Origin of the sequence: Natronomonas marina (assembly GCF_024298905.1) — an archaeon.
In the GTDB taxonomy this organism is placed as follows: Archaea; Halobacteriota; Halobacteria; order Halobacteriales; family Haloarculaceae; genus Natronomonas; species Natronomonas marina.
Window position 1 is genome coordinate 1,386,933 of record NZ_CP101154.1, and the last position, 19,499, is coordinate 1,406,431.

The following is a 19,499-nucleotide window of genomic DNA, read 5'->3' on the forward strand; positions in this document are numbered from 1 at the left end:
GTTACGCTCCCTCGGGACCGACGTCCAGTCGTCCCTCCTCCGGGGTCTCGGCCTCGCGCCGCCACACCAACTCGAGTTCGATGCTCTGTTTGGCCTCGGTGTCCCCCTCCGACCAGTCGGACTCGCCCTCCAGTTTCAACGTCACCGGGTCGGTCGGGGTCAGCCGCACCTCCCGACCCGCGAGGTCGAGCGTCACCTCCCCGTCGCCGTCCAGCTGGTCGGCCAGTCCGCGCAGGTACGTGGCGACTTCGGCCCGGGTCTTCTCGGCTTCGGTTTCGAGTTCGCTCATACCGGGTGAGACGCACCGACCTCCCTAAAACGAGGAGGGCAGTTCCCGGAGTCGGGGAATCGGGGAGCAGTCGTCCTTCCCGGTCGATTCGCTCGCCCCGTCGCGGGGTCGAGTCACCGGCCGTCCGTCGACGGGGTAGTGGAGACGTATCTGCGATGAGTCGGAATGGGCGCCCGGAACACTAACGTCCGACCTCACTCCAGGCGGCGTGCCGTGGTCGGTCGGCTAACCCTCGTGCCGGGCGGGGGCCGTCGTGCGGCCCCGAGTGCCGAGACGGCGCGAGCCGTCGAACCGATGTCTGACGCACCCGGGTTCTCCGCGCGGTCATCGCTGCCCTGACGGGCGACTCGGGCGGGGACTGAAGGTGCGTGGGCGGTGGTAGGGCGGCGACGGCTAATCCTCTTTCGGCTCGCCCCGGGGGTCAGCGGGCGAGGTCCGCGTACTCGGATTCCCGGACCTGCGCGTAGCCGCCGTTCCGGTAGCCGAACTTCCGCCAGAGGTACTCGCCGAACAACTTCGCGCCGGTGAGTCCGGCGTAGACGGTCTGGTACGGTTCGAATCCGTCCCGGCCCTTGACGCGGTTGACCAGCCCGAAGACGGTGTCCCAGTCGTCCGGTTCGTAGCCGCGGACGACGTCGGCGAAGACGCAGTTCCGTCGGATCTCGTCGCCGACGGCGGCCTGCCACTCGGCGTTGTACGCGGAGAGGCGGTCGCGGGCCGCCAACCGGCCGGCGATCTGGCCCGTCCGGATCGCGACGTGGTCGCCGCCCTCGTGGAACGCCGACGTCGCGCCCATCGCGCCGCCGACGACGGCGACGTTTGCGGCCGTCGGCGACTCGATGGGGCGCGTCGAGGAGATGGGGTACGTCTCGGTGCCGCCGGACTTGCCGCGGTCCTCGAGCAGGGGGAAGTCCGCGAGGTCGTAGCCGTCGTAGACCTCCTCGAGGAGCCGCCGGATGTAGGTCGACCCCTGGGGGACCCGCTCGTCCTCCGGGCGGAGCAGGCCGTAGGCATCGCGGTTCTCGACCGCCTCCAGATCCATCCCGATGGGCATCGTCAGCCCGATCCGGGCGACGGGGTCGTCGTTCGGGAACACCCACGGGTAGGCGGTGTGGCCGGGCATGTACCCCCACCAGAACTTGATGCGGTCGCCCTCGAACAGTTCCTCTGGCATCCGGCGGTACTCCTGGTAGGCGATGTGGTTGGCCCGGCGGGAGGCGAGGCGGTCCATCGCCTCCTCGGGCAGCCAGTTCTCGAGGACGGTTCCGGTGACGGTGCGCTGGGGACCGTCGGCCAGCACCAGGTGGTCGGTCTCGATTTCGGTGCCGTCACGGAGGGTGAGGACGTGCGTCGGCGCGCCCGTCAGGTCCGTCTCGACGTCGGCGACGGCGGTGCCGACGCGATACTCGGCACCCGCTCGCTCGGCGCGTTCCCGGAGCCAGTCGTCGAAGCGGGCCCGGTGGACGGTGAACCCGAAGTTCGGGTACGACGACTCCATGTTCGTGTTCGTCAACTCCAGGGTCGCGTTTGGACTGACGAACTCGGCGGCGTCCAGTTCCTGATGTTTGACCCGCTCGGGGATGGGTTCGTCGAGGTTCATCAGGTCGACCCAGTAGTCGAGGATTCCGGCGGCATCCGTCGAGTCCGGGCCGAGTTCCTCCCGGTCGGCCCGCGGGACGCCCTTCTCGACGACGACGGCGTCGGCACCCTCGCTGGCGGCCGCGTGACCGGCCGAGGCGCCGGCCGGCCCGCCACCGACGATGGCGACGTCTACCTGTTGCATACAGGCGTTCGGGACCCCGCGGGGCTTAAATCGGTTGACCCGTTCCGGTCGCCGCGTCCGACGGCAGTCGCCGTCGCCCGCGCCGCGTCAGTACTCCGGGGGTTCCTCGCGGACGCCCTCGCGCTTGTTGACGACGCGGGCCCACACGAACAGCGCGTCCGACAGGCGGTTCAGGTAGGCGACGGCGGCGTCGTTGACTGGTTCGTCGGAGGCCAGCGCGACCGCGCGGCGCTCGGCCCGCCGGCAGACCGACCGGGCGTGGTGGAGTTTCGACCCGACGTCGCTGCCGCCGGGCAGGATGAAGTTCTCCAGCGGGTCGAGTTCGTCGTCGAAGGCGTCCATCCACTCCTCGAGCCGTTCGACGTGTTCCGCCCGGACGTGGGGGCTGTCCTCGTCGTCTTTGTCGGGATTGGCGAAGTCCGCCTGGATGATGTGGAGGTGGTTCTGGACGGCGGCCAGTTTCTCGTCGACGTCGTCGTAGCCCGACGGCCGGACCCGCCCGACGAGGCTGTTGACCTCGTCGACGGTCCCGTAGGCCTCGATTCGCGGGCTGGTCTTCGAGACGCGCGACATGTCCCGCAGGTCGGTCCTCCCCTCGTCGCCGCGGCCGGTGTATATCTTCATGTGCCGGCGTTCGCACCGCGGGGGCTTATACGGTGGGCAACCGGCGGCCGGCCGGACAGTCAGTTTACACGAGGGGGGTGGAACTAATTGGGAACCCTCCCTCAACCGATAGCGTGAGCAGCCAGACCCGTTCTCCGAACGCCGAACTCGGACTGCTGGACGCGACGATGATCGGCATGGGCGCGATGATAGGGGCCGGCATCTTCGTGCTGACGGGGCTGGCGGCCCAGATCGCCGGCCCGGCGGCCATCGTCGTCTTCGCGTTGAACGGCGTCGTCACCGCCTTCACGGGGCTGTCGTACGCCGAACTCGCCGCCTCGATTCCCAAGAGCGGGGGCGGCTACGCCTTCGTCCGCGAGATATTCGACGACCTCTCGTCGTTCATCATGGGGTGGATGCTCTGGTTCGCCTACATGATAGCCGGCGCGCTGTACGCGCTGGGCTTCGCGCCGAACTTCCTGGAGTTGCTCCACGTCTACGGGGTCGTCGCCCCGCCGGACCAGGTGGGCGCGCTCGCCGTGCCGGTCGTCGACGCCGCCGTGCCGGTCGCGTTCCTCCTCGCGTTCGTCGCCGTGCTCGCGCTGGTGGCGCTCAACGCGGTGTCGACGGCCGCGAGCGGCAGCGCCGAGACGGTGTTCACCATCGTCAAGGTGTCCATCCTGGTCGTGTTCGTCGCTTTCGGGCTGACGTCGCCGATGTTCTCCGGTGCGGAGTTCCAGCCGCTGTTCTCCGAGGCCGGCGGCGCCGCGGCGGTGCTCCCGGCGATGGGACTCACGTTCATCGCCTTCGAGGGGTACGACCTCATCACGACGGTCACCGAGGAGGTCCAGAACCCCCGCGAGAACATCCCGAAGGCCATCTTCATCAGCCTCGCCGCGACGGTGGTCGTCTACCTGGCGGTGGTCACCGTCGCCATCGGCACCCTCGGCGCCGAGGGCCTGGCCGACGCCGGCGAGGCGGGCATCGCCGCCGCGGCAACCTCCTTCATGCCGACCGGGCTCCCCGTCATCCGGAACGGCGGCGCACTCATCGTCTTCGGCGCCGTCTTCTCGACGCTGACCGCGCTCAACGCCGTGGTCATCGCCTCCTCGCGCGTCGCGTTCTCGATGGGCCGCGAGGAGCAGTTGCTGCCCTCCTTTGGACAGCTACACCACCGCTACGGGACGCCGTTCGTCGCGATTCTCGCCAGCGCCGTCGTCATGCTCGGCTCCGTGGCGCTACCGACCCAGAGCGCCGGCAACATGTCGAGTCTGTTCTTCCTCCTGTCGTTCGTCATCGTCAACGTGGCCGTCATCCGCCTCCGCCGGGAGCGGCCGGACATGAATCGCCCCTACGAGATGCCGCTGTACCCCGTCCCGCCGCTGGTCGGCATCGGGCTGAACCTCGTCCTGACGGTGGTACTCGTCGAGTACCTGATTCGGACGGACCCGCTGGCGCTGGGACTCAGCGTCGGCTGGATACTGCTCGGCGGCGTCGCCTACCTCCTGCTGGACCGCGCGGGCAACCGCCCCGAGCCGGGGCCGTCGACCGGTAGCGAAATGACGCCAGGGGGTGAAGACTGACCCATGCCCAGTGATCTCGACGTAATCATCGCTGGCGGCGGGCGAGTCGGCTTCCAGACGGCGACGATACTGGCGGACCGGGGCCACGACGTGACCATCGTCGAGCGCGACGAGCGGGTCGTCGACGGGATAGCCGACGAGTGGGTCGCGACGGTCATCGAGGGCGACGCGACCGACCCCGGCATCGTCGAACAGGCGGGCATCGAGCGGGCCGACGTGGTCGCGGCGCTCACCGGCGAGAGCGGCCTGAACCTCGCGGTGTGTCTGGCGGCCGCGGAACTGAACCCCGAGATACGGACGGTCGCCCGAATCGACAGCGCGTCGGACGAGGCGTACACGCGGTTCGTCGATGCGGTCCTGTTCCCCGAGCGCGCCGGCGCGCGCCTGGCCGCAAACCAGATAATCGGCAGCGACGTCCAGACCCTGGCGGACACGACGGGCGACCTCGACATCATGCTCGTCCGGGTCGCCGAGGGCGCGCCGGCCGCCGGGAAGCAACTCACCGAGGTGCGGTTCCCCGCCGGAACGCTCGTCATCTCCGACGAGGAGGGCAACAGCATCTCCCGGCCGGACACCGAACTCGCGGCCGGAAGCCGGTATCTCGTCGCCGTCGAACCCGACGTCGTCGACGAGGTGATGAACCTGTTGCAGGGATAGGCGACCGTCCGACGTTCCGGTGGGGGTTCACTCCCCGTCGGACGGCGGGTCCCCGCCGTCTGCTCCGGCCGTCGGGACGAGAAAGAAGTACGCGAAGACGCCGAACGCGACTCCGAGCGGGACCCCCCACTGGATGCCAAGGCGGAGGTCGCCCAGCACGAACCCCCCGACCGTCGAGACGCCGAAGGCGAGGACGAAGAACGACGCCGCCCGCGTGACGTCGTCCTGTACGAGCGTTCGCATCGACGGGGGTAGACGCCGGCGCAGCCTAAAGGGTGTGCTTCGGACCGCCCCTCGCGGTCAGACGGCGTCCGCTCGGCGCCCTCGTGGGGCTGGCGTCCGCTCGCGGCCCCGTCGAAACCGTACCGAACGGCTAGCTCGGCGTGTGGGATGCGACGTGCGAGATTTCGAAGAGCAGTTGTAATATAAAAAGCGAAGGTGAAGTATGCCTTCCGACGGGACGAGCGACCGAATCGCGCTCGCTCTCACCGCCGTATTCGTCGTCGGCGTCCTCCTCTACGGCGCCTTGGTCGTCCAGCAACTCCTTCTCGCCGCTCTCGTCGCGCTCTTCGGCGTGCTGGCGTACACCGCGTGGCGGTACCTGCGATAGCCCCGGCGCTCGGGAGACGTTCCCGCGGCGTGGCTCGTGTGTCCCCCCGGTGTCGAGGTGTCACTCCCACTCGCCGTCGACGATGTCGGGTTCGGCCTGATGGGCCATGTTGACCTGGAAGTTCGGCAGGTGCAGCGCGAGGTCGGTGGTCGTGATGATACCGATTGCGGCGCCGTCCTCGACGACGGGGAGCTTCTTGACGCCGTTGTGGCCCATCCGTTCTGCGGCCGCCCGGAGCGTCTCGGTTCGGCGAATCGTCACGACCGGATCGGTCATGAGCGCCGAGACCGGTGTCGAGGGGTCCAGTTCCTCGCCGACCGCGGCGACGACGTCGGACTCGGTGATGATGCCGTCCAGGCGGTCCTCTCCGACGACGAGCGAGCCGATACCCTTCGCGTTGAGGGTTCGAGCGGCCGCCGCCAGCGTCGCGTCCGGCGACACAGTCTCCACGGGAGCGGTCATCAGCTCCTCGACAGTGTTGTCTGGCTCGGTCATACGACCATGTGCGACCGGACGCTCATAAGACTGTATGCTCCGACGACATTTCACGCTTCCAGGCGGTCAGTTCCGGACTCGCATCGCGCCGTCCCGGAGGACGATCCGGTTCGGGATCACGTACTCCTCGCCGTCGCTCTCGACGTGCGTGACGAAGACGTCCATCTCCTGAACGATACCGCGTTTGCCGTCGATTTCGACTTCGTCGCCGATGCTGTACGGCTCGGTCAACAGGAGGTAGATACCACCGGCGGCCGACGAGAGGAGGTCCTTGAACGCCAGCCCGCCGAGAAAGAAGAGCCCGAAGGCGTACGCCGCAAGCAGGATCAGGAGCGCGCCGGTCGCCACACCCAGTTGCGACAGCGCGATCAGGGTCGCCACGTAGAGGATCGAGTACTTCACGAGCCGCGGAATCACGGTCACCTCGGGGAGTTTGATGCTCCGGAGGCGCTCGCCGACGACGATCTCGGCTTTGTCGCCGAGGAGGACGCCGACGATGACGACGAGCACCGCGACGAAAAGCTGGGGGAGGAACTCGCTTATCCCGCGGACGACCTGCTCGGAGGGGACGAACTCCAGGGTCTCGAAGGCGTACAGCGCCGCGATGAGGAAGACGAAGAACCCGAAAAGCTGCGAGAGGAGTCCGACCGTCGACGTGCCGAGGCTCCGTGCGGTGCGTTCGAAGGCCGTCCCCTCTACTACCTCGTTGACGTCGAAGGCCAGCAGGACCCGGCGGATGAGCCAGGCGGTGACGCCGCCGAGTATCAGCCCGACGACGACGAGGGCGACGGCGACGACGAAGTTCTGCTCGCCCGCTGCGAGACCGTCGAACCACTCCCGGATTACCTGCATCTCAGTACTCCTCCGGGTCGAGTTCGAGGACTATCTCACCGCCCGAGAACGCCCGGATGAGTCCGTCGGACTCGGACAGCACCACCGCGACGGCGTTCGTGTCCCGCGTGATGGCGCCGGCGGCCATGTGGCGGGTGCCCAGCCCCTTCGGGATGTCGACGCCCTCCGCGGAGGGTTCGAGGTACCGGTAGGCGGAGACGATCTTCCCCGAGTCGCTGATGACGAAGGCGCCGTCCAGCCGGGAGAACTCCTTGAGCATCACGTTCACGATGGGGTCGCCGACGTGGACGTGGCTCTTCTCGAAGGGGTTGTACGACAGCGGCCGGGACTTGTTCATCACCTTGCCGGCGTCACCGACGACGAACAGCGCGCCGACGCGCTTGCCCTTCTGACCCTTCTTGCCGAGTTCGATGGCCACCTCGAGGACGTTCCGGATGACCTCCGGTTCGGCGCGGCTGTTGACGAAGAGGTCGTAGACGCCGGAGCGGTCGAAGTCGCCGGCCCGGACCCGCGTCACCGTGTCGATGTCGTCGGCGAACAGTTTCGCCGCACAGGCGACCTGGTCGCCCTCCTCGAGGTAGTCGCTGTCGAGACCGCCCTCGACCCCGAACCGGATGCGCTCCCGGAGGCTCTGGAACTCCAGGGGCAACTCCACGTACTGCTCGGCGTCGACGGAGTTTTCGGGCGCGACGACGACGACCGGCACGTCGGCCTCTGCGAACGACTCGTGAAGCGAGGCGCTCGGGGAGAAGAGAAACACGCTATCGACGTCGGCGACGATGTCGTCCAGGAGGTCCCCGAGTTCGCTCATCGTTCGTCTATCACAACAGACACGAAAAAGGTTTGTGGAGGGTCGTACGGGCGACTGACGACTATCACGTATCGGACACGTCTCTCCAGGGCCGCAGCTATAAGTCGCTGGGGTCCCCCGGACGTGGCATGGCACCATCCGACGATCGCTCGGTGCAGCGGTACCGTGCTCGGCCCGACACCGTGGCGACCGACCGGGGGTCGGGCCCGCCGCTGGTCCTCTGTCACGGGACGCTGATGGACCGGACGATGTTCGCCCCGCAGGTCGAGGCCCTGGCCGACGACTACCGCGTCGTCGCCTACGACACCCGGGCACGGACCGACCGCTACGTCGGGCCCTACGACCTCTACAACCTCGCCGACGACTGTGCGGCGCTTCTGGACGCGAAGGGCATCGACTCCTGCGTCCTCGGCGGGATGTCGATGGGCGGGTTCATGGCGCTCCGGTTCGCCGAACGGTACCCCGACCGCGTCGACGGTCTCGTACTCGTCGACACGACCGCTGGCCCCCACCAGGAGGCCGAAATCGAACGCTACGGCGAGATGATAGAGACGACCCGCGCCGAGGGGGAGGTCCCCGAACAGCTGGCCGGCGTCGTCAAGCACATCCTCTTCGGCGAGACCACCATCGAACAGCGGCCCGACCTCGTCGACTCGTGGGTCGACCGGTGGCTCACCTACCCCGGCGACGCCGTCTACTACGAGGTCGACTCCTGGCTGGAGCGCCCGGACTTCACCGACGAACTCGCGGGCATCGACGTTCCCGCCCTCGTCGTCCACGGCGAGGAGGACGTCGCCCTGGAGCCCGAGCGCTCGGACTCGCTCGTCGCGGAACTGGACGCCCGCCGGGAGATGGTTTCCGACGCGGGCCACTCATCGAACCTCGAGAACCCCGAGCCGGTCAACGAGGCCATCCGGGCGTTCCTCGGGGACGTGTACTAGGGCCAGGTCGCCGTCGCCTCGTCGGACTCGCCGGCGTCGGTATCGACCGCCGTCACGCTCCCCTCGCTCGCGCCACAGTAGCTCGGGTCGGAGGGGTTGCCCTTGCATGTGAAGCTCGTGGTGTCGGCCGGCGTGGTTTCGTCTATCGTCCCGTCGTCGTCGAAGTCCCACCTGTACTCGTCGATGTCCCCGTCGGGGGTCGACCCGGAGGCATCGAAGGTGTATTCGGTCTTCCCGCCGCCTGCGTCGCTTTTCGTGATCGTGAGGGAGGCCGACACCGACGACGTCGGCGTTGCCGTCGGTCCCCCCGGGGTCGGTGTCGGCGTCGTGGGCGTCGGTGTCGGGCCGGTCGGCGTCGGGGTCGGGGTTCCGGTACTGCCGCTCACGTAGTCGTCCACGTCGACATCGGTCGTCGAGCTCTCGCTGGCCGGGGGGCCGCTCACCCGCAGTTCGTTCACGGAGACGTGGAGATACGTCAGCGGCGGCGGGAGGTCGACCTCCGGGGGCAGCGACGGGTCGACGGCCGCGAGGTCCGCATCGTACGAAAAGTCGGCGCTCTGGGCGACCTCGACCGGTCCGGCGATGATGGCGCCCGTTATCGACGGGTTGCCGGTTCCGAGACAGACGTCGACGTCGGCGGCACAGTTGATGCTGCTGGCGCTTATCATGTCGACGGCCTCGTTGTCGCCCTCGGCGGGTTCGTCGCGGGGCGCGTAGACGCCGCCGGTGAAGTCGCCCTGGCCGATACCGAAGTGCATCTCCGAGGTGCCGTAAATCTGGACGCCGGTCGCGTCGTCGGACGTCGAGATCTCGCCGTTGCCGTTCGCCAGCGCGAAGTCCCCGAGGGTGTATATCTGCAGGGCGTTCCCGCTGGCGTCGCCGACGACCTCGATGCCGCCGTTGCCCTCGATGCCGATGTTCCCCTCGACGAAGATGGTCACGTTCCCCCCGCTGACATCGACGGTCAGGGTGCCGCCGTCCAGGTGTATCTTCTCGGCGTAGTAGCTCCCCGGACCGAGCGTCCCACCGGTCGTGAGGTCGACGTGGGGGTCGTCGTCCTCGGAGTTGTTCACGAGTCGCTCGAGCCCGCTGTCGAGTTCGTTCAGGTCGATGTCCGCGTTCTCCTCGACGTCGTCGAAGTCGCCCGACGCCGTACCGCTCGTCAGGACGTCGGTGTCGGTGGTCGCCGCCGGGTGGCTGGCGTCGACGTCCCCCTGTGCGACGATGCCGGTGTCGAAGTCCCCGTCGATGGTGAGCTGGCCGAGGTCGATGACGGCGACGTTTTCGTCGTGGTCCAGTTCGGTCACCGACCCCTCGGCACGGGACTCCATGTAGTCGGCCCACCCCTGGTAGAACTCGCTGTGGACGACCAGCGACACCTGGGTGCCCTCGACGAACCCCGGACCGAGGTCGAACTCCCTGTTCCCCGTCTCCAGCCGAATCTTGCCGGGCGACGCCGACTCGCCGCCGTCGACGACCGTTATCAGGGGGAACGTGAGCGTGCCCTCCCGGAAGTGGATCTCCGGCCGGGAGACGGCCCGTGTCTCGGTGCCCGTCCCTCGCCAGACGCCGCCGCCCTGGTAGGCGATGGTGGTCCGGTCGCCCTCGTAGACGACGGCACCGAGCGACTCGTTCAGTATCTCCGTTCCGTCGTCCGTGACGAGCCAGACCTGTCCGGCGTCGGTCACGCTCATGTCCCCACTGTAGGTCTCCTCGAGGTTCACGACCTGCGAGTCGCTATCGCCCAGCGCGACGTGTGCCGCCTGCGAATCGATGTACGTCAACTCGGCCTCTATCCGGGAGGTTTCGGCGTCACCCTGAACACCCGACAGCGCGGGCCCGCCAACGAGGACGACGGCCGAGGCGCCGCTCAAGACGAGTCCGATGAGGAGGACCCTCCCCAGCACCTGCGACTGCCCCCGGTCGCGCCCACCCATAGTCTGAACTCCCCTGGGCCTCTCCTCGTATTAAACCCCCACCGAATCGGAAAAAGAGTCGACGGTGTCCCGGTGTCGCTTCTCGCGGCCCGGACCTCCGTTCGACCGCCCCGGAGGGACTATACGAACACCGACCGAAGGACGTGTATGCGCGTCGCAGTACTCGGTGCCGGTTACGCCGGACTGACGGTCGCCCGCCGTCTCGAACGGCGACTCCCCGACGACGTCGAGTTGGTCGTCGTCGACGAGTCCGAGGACCACCTCGTCCAGCACGAACTCCACCGCGTCGTCCGGTTTCCCGACCTCGCCGAGACCATCACGGTCCCGCTCTCGGAGGTGCTCTCGCGTGCGGACCTCAGGCAAGCACGGGTCACGGACGTCGACGCCGAGGCCGGCGTTGCGACGCTTTCGCCCGTCGATGGCGCCGGAACCGAGGAACTGGACTACGACGCGGCGGCGGTCTGTCTGGGCGCCGAGACGGCCTTCTACGACCTGCCCGGCGTCGAGGAACACGCCACGCCGCTGAAGCGACTCCCCCACGCCGAGGCGATTCGGGCCGATGCGATGGCCGCCCCCGGTGGCGACGCCGTCGTCGGCGGGGCGGGTCTCTCTGGGGTCCAAGTCGCCGGCGAACTGGCCGAACTCTCCGCGGCGGAGGACCTCGATCTCGGGGTGACGGTGCTGGAGATGGCCGACCGCATCGCGCCGGGGTTCGACGGGACGTTCGCCGGGGCGATCCGTGAGGAACTCGAGGCCAGAGAGGTGGCCGTCGAGACGGGCGCGACCGTCGAGTCAGCCGACGACGAGGCGGTCACCCTCGGGGACGGTCGGACGTTCCCCCACGACGTGTTCGTGTGGGCGGGGGGCATCCGCGGGCCGGCGGCGCTGGACGGCGAACGACAGCGGACCGGCGGCGACCTCCGGGTCGGCGAGGCCACCTTCGTCGTCGGCGACGCCGCGGCCGTCGTCGACGAGGCCGGCGCCGAGGTCCCCGCCAGCGCACAGACGGCCGTCCGGGAGGCCAGGACCGCCGCCTCGAACCTGCTGCGCGTGGTCAACGCCGCCCGCGTCACCGACGAGACCGACGAGGACCCGCGATTCGACGCCTACCGGTACGAGGAGGCCGGCTGGGTCGTCAGCGTCGGCAACGGCGCCGTCGCCGAGGTCGGGCCAGCCGTCGTCAGCGGCGACCTCGCGAAGGCCGTCAAGGCCGTCATCGGCGCCGGCCACCTCGGGTCCGTCGGCGCCATCGAGGAGGCGACCGACCTGGTCCGGGAGGAACTCGGCTGGCCCGGCGCCGAGGCGTTCGATTTCTCGCCGCTCGCGGCCCACCTCGAGGGGTACGTCGCCACCGACGCCACGGATCCCTCGAGCCTCGGCGAGTTCGAGCGCCGGTTCGTCGGGCCGCTCTTGGGGCTCTCGGAACTGGGTGCGACGGAGCCCGTCGACCTGACCGACCTGACGCGGGCGACCGACCGCGATCACCCCGGCAGTCCCGCGAACCTCCTCTTCAGGACCCTGTTCGGTCCCGCGGAGGCGGCAGCCGATTTCGAGACCGTGACGATTTCCACGAAAGCCGACGACGCTGACGAAACCGAAGAATAGCTCGTTCGGTGGCGAGGGGGCGTCGTCCGGCAGCCTCACTCCGAGGCGTCGACGACGTCGAGGCGCTCGTCGACGACACCGACAGTTCGTCGCCGTCAGCACTCCCGGCCGTAGCAGTGCCCGGCGAGTATCCCGAGGACGTTGGCCAGGAAGACGCCGCCCGCGAGCGGCACCCAGCCGGTGGGCTGGACGATGAGCAGGAGAACCGCGACGAACGGCAGGACGACCGCACTCCAGAAGCCCGCGCCTTCGAGGAGTCGTCTGAGCCCGCGGCCGACGACGGCGGCCAGCGGGGCCGACCGTGCGCCGTCGGCGTCGATGGAGCGGTTCGCCCGTGACATACCGTTAGGTGTCGCTACCCAGTAACCGACCCCGCCCTACTTCGCTCGGTCTTGCGACCTCGCTCGTTGAGGGAGGGGCTTTGATGTGGGACTCGCCGTCAGTTGTCGCCGGGGAGGAAGGTCGTTCCTCACCCGTACCGAACGACCGTCGGGGTCAACATCCCCACCATTCGGGGGCCGGGCTACTGCGGCCCGTGATACCGGCGACGTGTGCGCAGCGGTATCACTAGGCACTGGTATGGTTGCCCCCCGAAAAAGTGTATCGGGTGGCGAGTCGAACAGCAGCAACAACGGCACCTGCTTCCCAGCGTGTCGGCTTCCTCCCCGGCCTACTCGCGTCGTCCTTCCGACTGGTGTCGGAAGTCCTCGCTTCTTGAGGCCGGAGGCTCCGCCTCGAAACCGCTGAAGTAGGTTTTTCAGACCTGGTTCGGACTCTCACCCAATTTCGGGGGCGTTACCTGGCGTCCCGCAGCGACCGGACGGTGTCGGACATGAGCCACCGGTCCTCGTCGTCGGGGTCCTCGATGCAGAGCGCGTAAAACGAGTCGCGCCCCTCGTCGACGGAGATGCGGTAGCCGCTGCTGGTCAGACCGGCGCCGTCACGGACTGATTCCGGCGTCGAATCGCTCACGACCGAGCTAGGGGATTCGAGAAGATAACCCGCACGGTTCCCGACGAGCGGGCCGGAAGCCGCCGTTCCGGCGGCCGTTCCGAAACCCCCATTTATACCTCGGGAGACACTACGACGCGTATGCACCCGTTCGCCGGCGACGGCGCGTCGACTCGTTCCTCGACGGCCGCCGTCCTCCCGTCCCGTTCGACCCGGGGCGGCGACGGCCGACCGGCGGCGGCCGGCGTGGGTTCACGATGAGCGAGGAGTCCGATTACGCGACGAACGAGGCGTATCTCGCGGTGGACGACGAGTGGCGTCTCACGCGGAGCAACGCCGCCGCCCGCCTGCTCGACCGACCGGCTGCGGAACTGTCCGGCAGCCGGCTCTGGGAAGCCTTCCCCGAAATCGAGGGGACACCGTTCGCCGAGGCGCTCCGGCGTGCGATGGCCGACAGCGAGGCGGTCTCCCGGGAGGCGCCCCTCCCCGACCGGGACGCGTGGTTCGAACTTCGGGCGTATCCCGACGACGGTGGCCTCTCGATGTACCTCCGGGACGTCACCGACCGCCGGGAGCGAACCCGGGCACTCGAGGCCACGCGAGCCCGGTTCAGCGCCCTGACGAGCAACACCGATCAGGTCGTCCTCACCATCGACGACGACAGCGTCGTCCGGTACGCAAACGAGGCGACAGAAGCGGTGTTCGGCTACGCGCCCGACGAACTCGTCGGTCGGTCGCTGCTGACGCTCGTCCCCGAGCGGTTCCACGACGCCCACGAGGCGGCCATCGACCGCTACCTGGAGACGGGCGAGCGAAGCCTCGAGTGGGACTGGATCGAACTGCCCGGCCTCCACAGGGACGGCCACGAGGTACCGCTGGGCATCTCCTTCGGCGAGGCCGAGGTCGGCGGCGCCCATCGGTTCACCGCCACGGTTCGGGACATCAGCGACCGGAAGCGACGCGAGCGGCGCCGGGAGGCCACCCTCGAGAGCCTCCGGGAACTGTACGACGTGACGACCGATCCGGAACTGGCCTTCGAGGAGAAGATCGACCGCACGCTGGAACTCGGCTGCGAACGGCTCGAACTGCCCTACGGCTTCCTCTCTCGCGTCGATACCGACGAGACCGGCGACGGGCGACAGACCATCGTCCACGCCTGCGGCGACCACCCGCTGCTCCAGTCCGAGGAGTCCTGCCCGCTCTCGGAGGCGTACTGCCGTCGCGCCATCGAGACCGACGGTCTGCTGGCCATCCAGGACGCCGTCGCCGCCGGCTTCGAGGACGACCCCGCCTATCGGACGTTCGAACTCGGCGCCTACATCGGCGGGAAGGTCGTCGTCGACGGTGACCTCTACGGGACGCTCTGCTTCGCCGCGACCGAGCCCCGCGAGGAGCCGTTCAGCGACGCCGCCCGGATGCTGGTTCGCGTGACGAGCAAGTGGATGAGCTACGAACTGGAGCGAACCCAGCGGACGGCGGAGCTAAAGCGGACCAACGAGCGCCTCGAGGAGTTCGCAAGCGTCGTCTCCCACGACCTCCGGAACCCCCTGACGGTCGCCGACGGCCACCTCGAGTTGGCCCGCGAGGAAGCCGACAGCGAGGACCTCGCGGCGGTCGCCGAGGCGCTGGAACGCATGGAGGCGCTCGTCGACGACCTGCTCGCCCTGGCACGGGACGGCGAGTCGGCCGCCGAAATCGAGGCCGTCGACCTCGCACGGGTCAGTACCGACTGCTTCGAAACCGTCGAAACCGCCGACGCCGAACTGGTCGTCGGGGAGACGAGCGCGCTCCGGGCCGACGCCGGCCGCCTGAAGCAACTGCTCGAGAACCTCTTTCGGAACGCGGTTGAGCACGCCGGCGAGGACGTGACCATCACCGTCGGTGACCTCGACCGCGGCTTCTACGTCGAAGACGACGGTCCCGGCATCCCCGCCGACGACGGCGAGGCCGTCTTCGAGAGCGGGTTCACCACCGCCGAGTCGGGAACCGGGTTCGGCCTCGCCATCGTCGAGGAGATAGCCACCGCCCACGGCTGGAGCGTGACCGCGACGGAGAGCGCCGACGGCGGCGCCCGATTCGAGATCACCGGCGTCGAACGGCCGTGATCGGCCCCTACTGAGCGTCCCGCCGGTCGCCGTCGACCCCACCGGGTCCGGCCGCCGGGAGGGTCGACCTGCACTGAAACCGCTGGCGTTCCGCGAGTTCGACCGCACCCGCACCGGCGGCGTCGAGCGCCACCCGTCTCAGCCCAGCCGTTTCTCGAAGTGTACGAGCTCGTACTCGACCGCCGTCGACTCGCCGACCACCGTGTAGCCCGCGTCGGCGTAGAACTCGACGGCCGCTCGCTGTCTGCGGGCGGTCGTCGCCAGCACCGGGTCGTAGCCGGCCGCCTCGACGGCCGCCTCCAGCGCCCCGAGCAACCGCCGGCCGTAGCCGCGGCGCTGACAGGCGGGCGCGACCCGCATCCGGTGCAGTTCCGCCGCCCCCTCGACGTGCCGCTCGTCGTCGTGACCCGCCCCGCTCGGCAGGAACCCGCCCATCGCCACCAGCGCGCCGTCGTGGACCCGCGGCACCTCCGGGGGCGCCGACGGGACTGTGCCTACCAGGAAGCCACCGCCCGACTCGATGTAGGTCCCCCGCACGTCCCGGAGGTCGTCGGTCCCCGGGATGTCCGCCGGGTCCGTCTCGATGTCACGGAACGCCAGTTCGTGCAACCGCCACACCGCCCCGGCGTCCCGCTCGTCGTACGCCCGCAGCGAGAGCGTCGGTACCTCCCCCTCGTCGACGTCCGTCATCGTTCTCGGGGACGGCTCCCGCCCTGTTCAGTTTTGGCACTGCTGGAGAATCGGTGCGCGGGGTCGGATTCGAACCGGACCCAGACGTGCTCGCTCCGCTGCGCGCGTCTGGTAGGGCTCGAATCCGGTCCTGCTCTTCGCTCGCTACGCTTGCTCATGTGCGGGACCGGATTCGAACCGGGCGGCCTCGGTCGCTCGTGCGCGGGACCGGATTCGAACCGGAGGAAGACTCGCTACCGCTCGTCTTCCAGGGTTCGAATCGGTCCTGCTCCTTCCTTCGTTTTCTCGCTTCGCTCGAAAACTCAGTCAGTGCGCGGGACCGGATTCGAACCGGCGGACCCCTACGGGACAGCGTCCTAAGCGCTGCGCCTTTGGCCTGGCTCGGCAACCCGCGCGCACCGAGTCGTACCGCCGTCGCCAAAAAATACCTGTCGCTACCGACCGACCCGGTCCCGGATGCTGGCGACCAGCCCCTCGAAGTTCCCCATCTCCTCGACGTCGCCAACCTCGTCGCCGACGCGCAACTCGCCGGGGTCGGCCACCCGGGCACAGATGCCGCCGCGGCCGTCCCCGAGCGCGCGGGCGACGCCGTCCTCGCCCGCCACCTCCTCGACGTGCCGGCAGGGCGGCCGGGGACGGGTCCCCTCGAACGTCGCCGCCCCGAGTTCGAACCGGCAGTTCAAGAGGTCGTGGACGTCGCCGCCCCGGACGACGAGGTTGCGGCGGTGGCGACCGTCCGCGAGGTCGATGCCGGTCGTCTCGCGTATCTCCTCGATGGCCTCAGCCTGCACGAACGTGGTCTCGCAGACGTCGAACGGCGAGTAGTAGCCGCGGCCGGTGCAGTAACGGTCCCCCGCCAGTCCGCCGTGGACGGCCTCGACGGACTCGCGGGTCTCCATCGGCTCGCCGCCGGCCTCGGCGACGAAGATGGCTTCCAGGCGCATACCGTCCCTGGGGGCGCCGGCGGTTTAGCTCCGCTGCCGACTGTTTAAGTTTCTGGCCCACCGACCCTGTGGCGTGTACCGGGCCACCGATCAGGTCGAAAACGAGGAGTGGCTGGCCGCCATCGACGACGCGGCCGAGCGGCTCGATTTGGGCAGCGACGCGAAGTCGCGGGCGGTCGACCTCTTCCTGTCGACGGTGCCCGATTCCGAGCGCTCGAAGCGGGCGACGGTGGCCGCCAGTCTCTACGCGGGCGCGCTCATCGCCGGCGAGCGCCGCTCGCAGTCGGCGGTCGCCGATGCGGTCGGCGTCGCCCGGCTGACCGTCCAGAAGCGCTGGAAGGACCTGATGGAGGAGGCGGGGCTGGAGCCGCCGGCGTGGTGAGGGTCAGTCCCGGCTGGCCGGCCGGCCGTCCCGTTCGGGCGTGAGGTTGCCGTGGTCGTCGATTTCGCCGGCGACGATGCGGGTCGAGGAGATCACGTCGCCGTCCTCGGCGTAGACGTGGTCGACGACCTCGATTTCCAGCGGATCGAGTCCCTTCCGCTCGCGTTTCTCGTTGACCTGCTCGGCGCCCTCGACGGTCTCGGGAGAGGCGATGAGTACGTCGAAGCCCGGTTCGTCGGCGACGCCGGTCGGTTCCTCGAGTCGCCGCACCTCGAACTCGCGGTCGTGGTCGGCCGCCAGCGCCGCGAGCTCCCGCTCGAGGTCGGCCTTCCGCTCGTCGAACGGGCGGACGTAGCGGTCCACGTTGCGGGTCTTCGGGGCGAGGTCGTCGCTGGTCAGGCCGACGGTCAGGTCCCCCAGCTCGAAGGCACGCTCGAACAGCGCCCGGTGGCCGTCGTGGACCGGGTCGAAGGTCCCGCCCAGTACGACGTTCATGCGGGCCGAAAGGCGGGGCCCCGATTTAGCTCCTGTGATGCGGGACGCTGCCGTGTCACTCGTCGCCGTCGTCGGAGTTGTCGGTCCCGACCGTGATATTCACCGGCTCCCGTTCGTCGTCCGACCGGACGCCGAGGTGCGAATCCAGGTTGAAGACGGTGTTCAGTTCGTCCTGCACCTCGCCGACGATGTCGCCGACGAGGTCGCTGGGCGCCATCGCGGTGTACTCGTAGGGGTTGTTGCCGGCACCGCTGGCCTCCCGCTTGCGGCGCCCGACCTTCTCCTCGTCGTTCAACTCGGCCAGCGCCTCCCGGACGGTGCTGGGGTACAGCCCCGTCCCCTCGGCTATCTCCTCGCTCGTGCTGCCGGGGTTCTGTCGCAGATAGACGTAGATTCTGGCCCGCGTCTCGGTGTCCAGCACCCACGAGAGCAGGTCGACGATGCTCTCGTCGAACTGCTCGGCTGCCTTTCCCGCCTCCTGTTCCAGTTTGCCCCGTACGCTCCCCTCCTCCGTGTCGACGGGCTCTCCCGACCCGTCGTCCGCCTTTTCGTCCGTAGACATAGGTGCTCTTCAGCCGGACACATGGAATACCGGCAAATAAAACTCACGGCACCTCGCTGCCCACCAGCAGCGCCGCACACAGCGCCTCCAGGCCCTCTTCCTCGAGGAGGCGGCGCTGCCGTCGCGTCCCGCTCTCGGCCTCGTACAGCGACCGAATCCCCGACACGCCGAGGCGACTGGCCTCCCGGTCGACGACCTCACCCAGCCCGACCGTCCCGTCCCACTCGGGGGTCAGTAGCTCGGCGTCGTGCCCGTACCGCAGCGCCCGCCACTTGTTCTCGTCGAGCGGCTCCCGGCGGTGCTCGCGGCCCGTCTCGCCGTCCTCGTAGCGGGCCGCCAGGTCCTCGACCAGCGCGGCCGTGTACTCGACGAACGCCAGCACCCGCTCGGGGTCGGCCTGCCCGTCCGGCGTCCGCACCTCGACGGTGCCGTGCTCGGAGTGGGGCCGCACGTCGTACCACAGCTCGCCGCGGTCGTTGATCGAGTCCGTCTCGACCATCGTCCGCTCGAAATGCTGGAACGCCTCGAAGTCCTCGAAGGCCGTCGGCATCCCCGTGTTCGGCAGCCCCTCGAATATCTTGGCCCGCGCGGAGGCCAGCCCCGTGTCGAAGCCGTTCCAGAACGGCGAGTTCGCCGACAGCGCGAGCATGACCGGCAGGTACCACCGCAGTTCGTTGGCGACCCACACCGCCTTGTCGGCGTCGTCGACCCCGACGTGGACGTGCAGGCCCGCCGTCGTGTTGCGGTGCTGTGGGTACCGGATGCGGTCCAGCTGGGCCCGGTACCGCGGCTTCTCGGCGTGTTCGAGCCGTCGCCACTCCGCTGCCGGGTGCAGCCCCGCCGCCGCCACGTCGAAGCCGTGCTCGCGGGCGTGCTCGACCAGCGCAGTCCGGACTGACTCCAGCGCGTCCTCGGCTTCCCCCAGCGACTCGACGGTGGGTGTCTGCGTCTCGATGACGCACTTGAACAGTTCGTGGTCCAGGCGGTCCGCCAGAATCGCGGGCGGCTCCGAGTCGTAGACCAGTTCGTCGGTTCCCGCCGTCGGGCGCCCGGTCTCGTCGACGACGAAGAACTCCTCTTCGATGCCGAGCGTGCCCATCCGGTCGAAGGCCTCGCGGGAGCCCAACTCCATCGCCGTCACGTTGGCCGGGGGTGGATAAATAGCATGTGACCTGTTGCGGCCCGGACGCACACCGCCACCGAG

22 protein-coding genes and 1 tRNA gene are annotated in these 19,499 nt (G+C 69.0%); 7 read left to right on the forward strand and 16 right to left on the reverse strand.

Annotation, left to right across the window (positions count from 1 at the left end; translation table 11 throughout):
• Position 1 precedes the first annotated feature (1 nt).
• From NLF94_RS07510 to NLF94_RS07520, 3 genes are all read right to left on the reverse strand, one after another.
• On the reverse strand, positions 2-289 hold the full coding sequence (locus NLF94_RS07510) for an amphi-Trp domain-containing protein (RefSeq protein ID WP_254840848.1): 288 nt from the start codon (positions 287-289) through the stop codon (positions 2-4).
• A 421-nt stretch (positions 290-710) separates the two neighbouring features.
• Positions 711-2,072 (reverse strand): NAD(P)/FAD-dependent oxidoreductase, encoded by a 1,362-nt coding sequence (locus NLF94_RS07515; protein ID WP_254840849.1) that lies wholly within the window; start codon positions 2,070-2,072, stop codon positions 711-713.
• Positions 2,073-2,159: 87 nt separating this feature from the next.
• Complete coding sequence (locus NLF94_RS07520) at positions 2,160-2,696, reverse strand: cob(I)yrinic acid a,c-diamide adenosyltransferase (RefSeq protein WP_254840850.1); 537 nt, start codon at positions 2,694-2,696, stop codon at positions 2,160-2,162.
• A gap of 113 nt (positions 2,697-2,809) precedes the next feature.
• Between NLF94_RS07520 and NLF94_RS07525 the strand changes: the two genes are divergently transcribed.
• The gene (locus tag NLF94_RS07525) at positions 2,810-4,258 is read left to right on the forward strand and encodes an APC family permease (protein WP_254840851.1); all 1,449 of its coding nucleotides are present in this window, start codon (positions 2,810-2,812) and stop codon (positions 4,256-4,258) included.
• Positions 4,259-4,261: 3 nt separating this feature from the next.
• Positions 4,262-4,915 (forward strand): potassium channel family protein, encoded by a 654-nt coding sequence (locus NLF94_RS07530; protein WP_254840852.1) that lies wholly within the window; start codon positions 4,262-4,264, stop codon positions 4,913-4,915.
• A 27-nt stretch (positions 4,916-4,942) separates the two neighbouring features.
• On the opposite strand, the gene NLF94_RS07535 is transcribed toward NLF94_RS07530, so the two are convergent.
• Complete coding sequence (locus NLF94_RS07535; RefSeq protein ID WP_254840853.1) at positions 4,943-5,158, reverse strand: hypothetical protein; 216 nt, start codon at positions 5,156-5,158, stop codon at positions 4,943-4,945.
• Between the two features lie 202 nt (positions 5,159-5,360).
• Here NLF94_RS07535 and NLF94_RS07540 point away from each other — a divergent pair, with 202 nt between their 5' ends.
• Positions 5,361-5,525 carry a hypothetical protein gene (locus NLF94_RS07540; RefSeq protein WP_254840854.1) on the forward strand — a complete coding sequence of 55 codons (165 nt, stop codon included), beginning with the start codon at positions 5,361-5,363 and terminating at the stop codon, positions 5,523-5,525.
• 60 nt (positions 5,526-5,585) lie between these two features.
• Here NLF94_RS07540 and NLF94_RS07545 read toward each other — a convergent pair whose 3' ends face one another.
• From NLF94_RS07545 to dacZ, 3 genes are all read right to left on the reverse strand, one after another.
• Entirely contained in the window at positions 5,586-6,020 is a 435-nt protein-coding gene (locus NLF94_RS07545; protein WP_254840855.1) for a CBS domain-containing protein, read from the reverse strand.
• Positions 6,021-6,086: 66 nt separating this feature from the next.
• On the reverse strand, positions 6,087-6,872 hold the full coding sequence (locus NLF94_RS07550) for a mechanosensitive ion channel domain-containing protein (protein ID WP_254840856.1): 786 nt from the start codon (positions 6,870-6,872) through the stop codon (positions 6,087-6,089).
• Between the two features lies 1 nt (position 6,873).
• Positions 6,874-7,683 carry a diadenylate cyclase DacZ gene (gene dacZ, locus NLF94_RS07555; RefSeq protein ID WP_254840857.1) on the reverse strand — a complete coding sequence of 270 codons (810 nt, stop codon included), beginning with the start codon at positions 7,681-7,683 and terminating at the stop codon, positions 6,874-6,876.
• A gap of 128 nt (positions 7,684-7,811) precedes the next feature.
• Here dacZ and NLF94_RS07560 point away from each other — a divergent pair, with 128 nt between their 5' ends.
• Positions 7,812-8,624, forward strand: a complete 813-nt coding sequence (locus NLF94_RS07560) for an alpha/beta fold hydrolase (protein WP_254840858.1) — start codon at positions 7,812-7,814, stop codon at positions 8,622-8,624.
• On the opposite strand, the gene NLF94_RS07565 is transcribed toward NLF94_RS07560, so the two are convergent.
• Complete coding sequence (locus NLF94_RS07565; protein WP_254840859.1) at positions 8,621-10,561, reverse strand: PKD domain-containing protein; 1,941 nt, start codon at positions 10,559-10,561, stop codon at positions 8,621-8,623. The genes NLF94_RS07560 and NLF94_RS07565 overlap by 4 nt on opposite strands.
• A gap of 147 nt (positions 10,562-10,708) precedes the next feature.
• Here NLF94_RS07565 and NLF94_RS07570 point away from each other — a divergent pair, with 147 nt between their 5' ends.
• The gene (locus NLF94_RS07570) at positions 10,709-12,166 is read left to right on the forward strand and encodes an NAD(P)/FAD-dependent oxidoreductase (RefSeq protein ID WP_350355849.1); all 1,458 of its coding nucleotides are present in this window, start codon (positions 10,709-10,711) and stop codon (positions 12,164-12,166) included.
• 95 nt (positions 12,167-12,261) lie between these two features.
• Here NLF94_RS07570 and NLF94_RS07575 read toward each other — a convergent pair whose 3' ends face one another.
• Positions 12,262-12,507, reverse strand: coding sequence for a DUF8028 family protein (locus NLF94_RS07575; RefSeq protein WP_254840860.1), 246 nt, complete (start codon positions 12,505-12,507; stop codon positions 12,262-12,264).
• 454 nt (positions 12,508-12,961) lie between these two features.
• Complete coding sequence (locus NLF94_RS07580; protein WP_254840861.1) at positions 12,962-13,138, reverse strand: hypothetical protein; 177 nt, start codon at positions 13,136-13,138, stop codon at positions 12,962-12,964.
• Positions 13,139-13,374: 236 nt separating this feature from the next.
• Here NLF94_RS07580 and NLF94_RS07585 point away from each other — a divergent pair, with 236 nt between their 5' ends.
• Positions 13,375-15,222 (forward strand): PAS domain-containing sensor histidine kinase, encoded by a 1,848-nt coding sequence (locus NLF94_RS07585; RefSeq protein WP_254840862.1) that lies wholly within the window; start codon positions 13,375-13,377, stop codon positions 15,220-15,222.
• A 138-nt stretch (positions 15,223-15,360) separates the two neighbouring features.
• Here the strand turns inward: NLF94_RS07585 and NLF94_RS07590 are convergent, their stop codons facing one another.
• The 3 genes from NLF94_RS07590 to NLF94_RS07600 form a co-directional block, all read right to left on the reverse strand.
• Positions 15,361-15,912 (reverse strand): GNAT family N-acetyltransferase, encoded by a 552-nt coding sequence (locus tag NLF94_RS07590; RefSeq protein ID WP_254840863.1) that lies wholly within the window; start codon positions 15,910-15,912, stop codon positions 15,361-15,363.
• A 310-nt stretch (positions 15,913-16,222) separates the two neighbouring features.
• Positions 16,223-16,307: transfer RNA gene (locus tag NLF94_RS07595), tRNA-Leu, on the reverse strand.
• A 39-nt stretch (positions 16,308-16,346) separates the two neighbouring features.
• Positions 16,347-16,856, reverse strand: a complete 510-nt coding sequence (locus NLF94_RS07600; RefSeq protein WP_254840864.1) for an MOSC domain-containing protein — start codon at positions 16,854-16,856, stop codon at positions 16,347-16,349.
• A 73-nt stretch (positions 16,857-16,929) separates the two neighbouring features.
• On the opposite strand from NLF94_RS07600, the gene NLF94_RS07605 reads away from it, so the two are divergent.
• Positions 16,930-17,238: a transcription initiation factor IIB family protein gene (locus NLF94_RS07605; protein WP_254840865.1), complete on the forward strand. Its 309-nt coding sequence runs from the start codon at positions 16,930-16,932 to the stop codon at positions 17,236-17,238.
• 3 nt (positions 17,239-17,241) lie between these two features.
• Here the strand turns inward: NLF94_RS07605 and NLF94_RS07610 are convergent, their stop codons facing one another.
• Genes NLF94_RS07610 through NLF94_RS07620 form a run of 3 tightly spaced genes read right to left on the reverse strand, consistent with a single transcriptional unit; the run spans position 17,242 to position 19,427 of the window.
• A complete protein-coding gene (locus NLF94_RS07610) occupies positions 17,242-17,733 on the reverse strand; it encodes a phosphopantetheine adenylyltransferase (RefSeq protein ID WP_254840866.1) in 492 nt (163 codons plus the stop codon).
• 55 nt (positions 17,734-17,788) lie between these two features.
• Positions 17,789-18,295 (reverse strand): winged helix-turn-helix domain-containing protein, encoded by a 507-nt coding sequence (locus tag NLF94_RS07615; protein WP_254840867.1) that lies wholly within the window; start codon positions 18,293-18,295, stop codon positions 17,789-17,791.
• Between the two features lie 43 nt (positions 18,296-18,338).
• Complete coding sequence (locus NLF94_RS07620; RefSeq protein ID WP_254840868.1) at positions 18,339-19,427, reverse strand: glutamate--cysteine ligase; 1,089 nt, start codon at positions 19,425-19,427, stop codon at positions 18,339-18,341.
• Between the last annotated feature and the right edge of the window lie 72 nt (positions 19,428-19,499).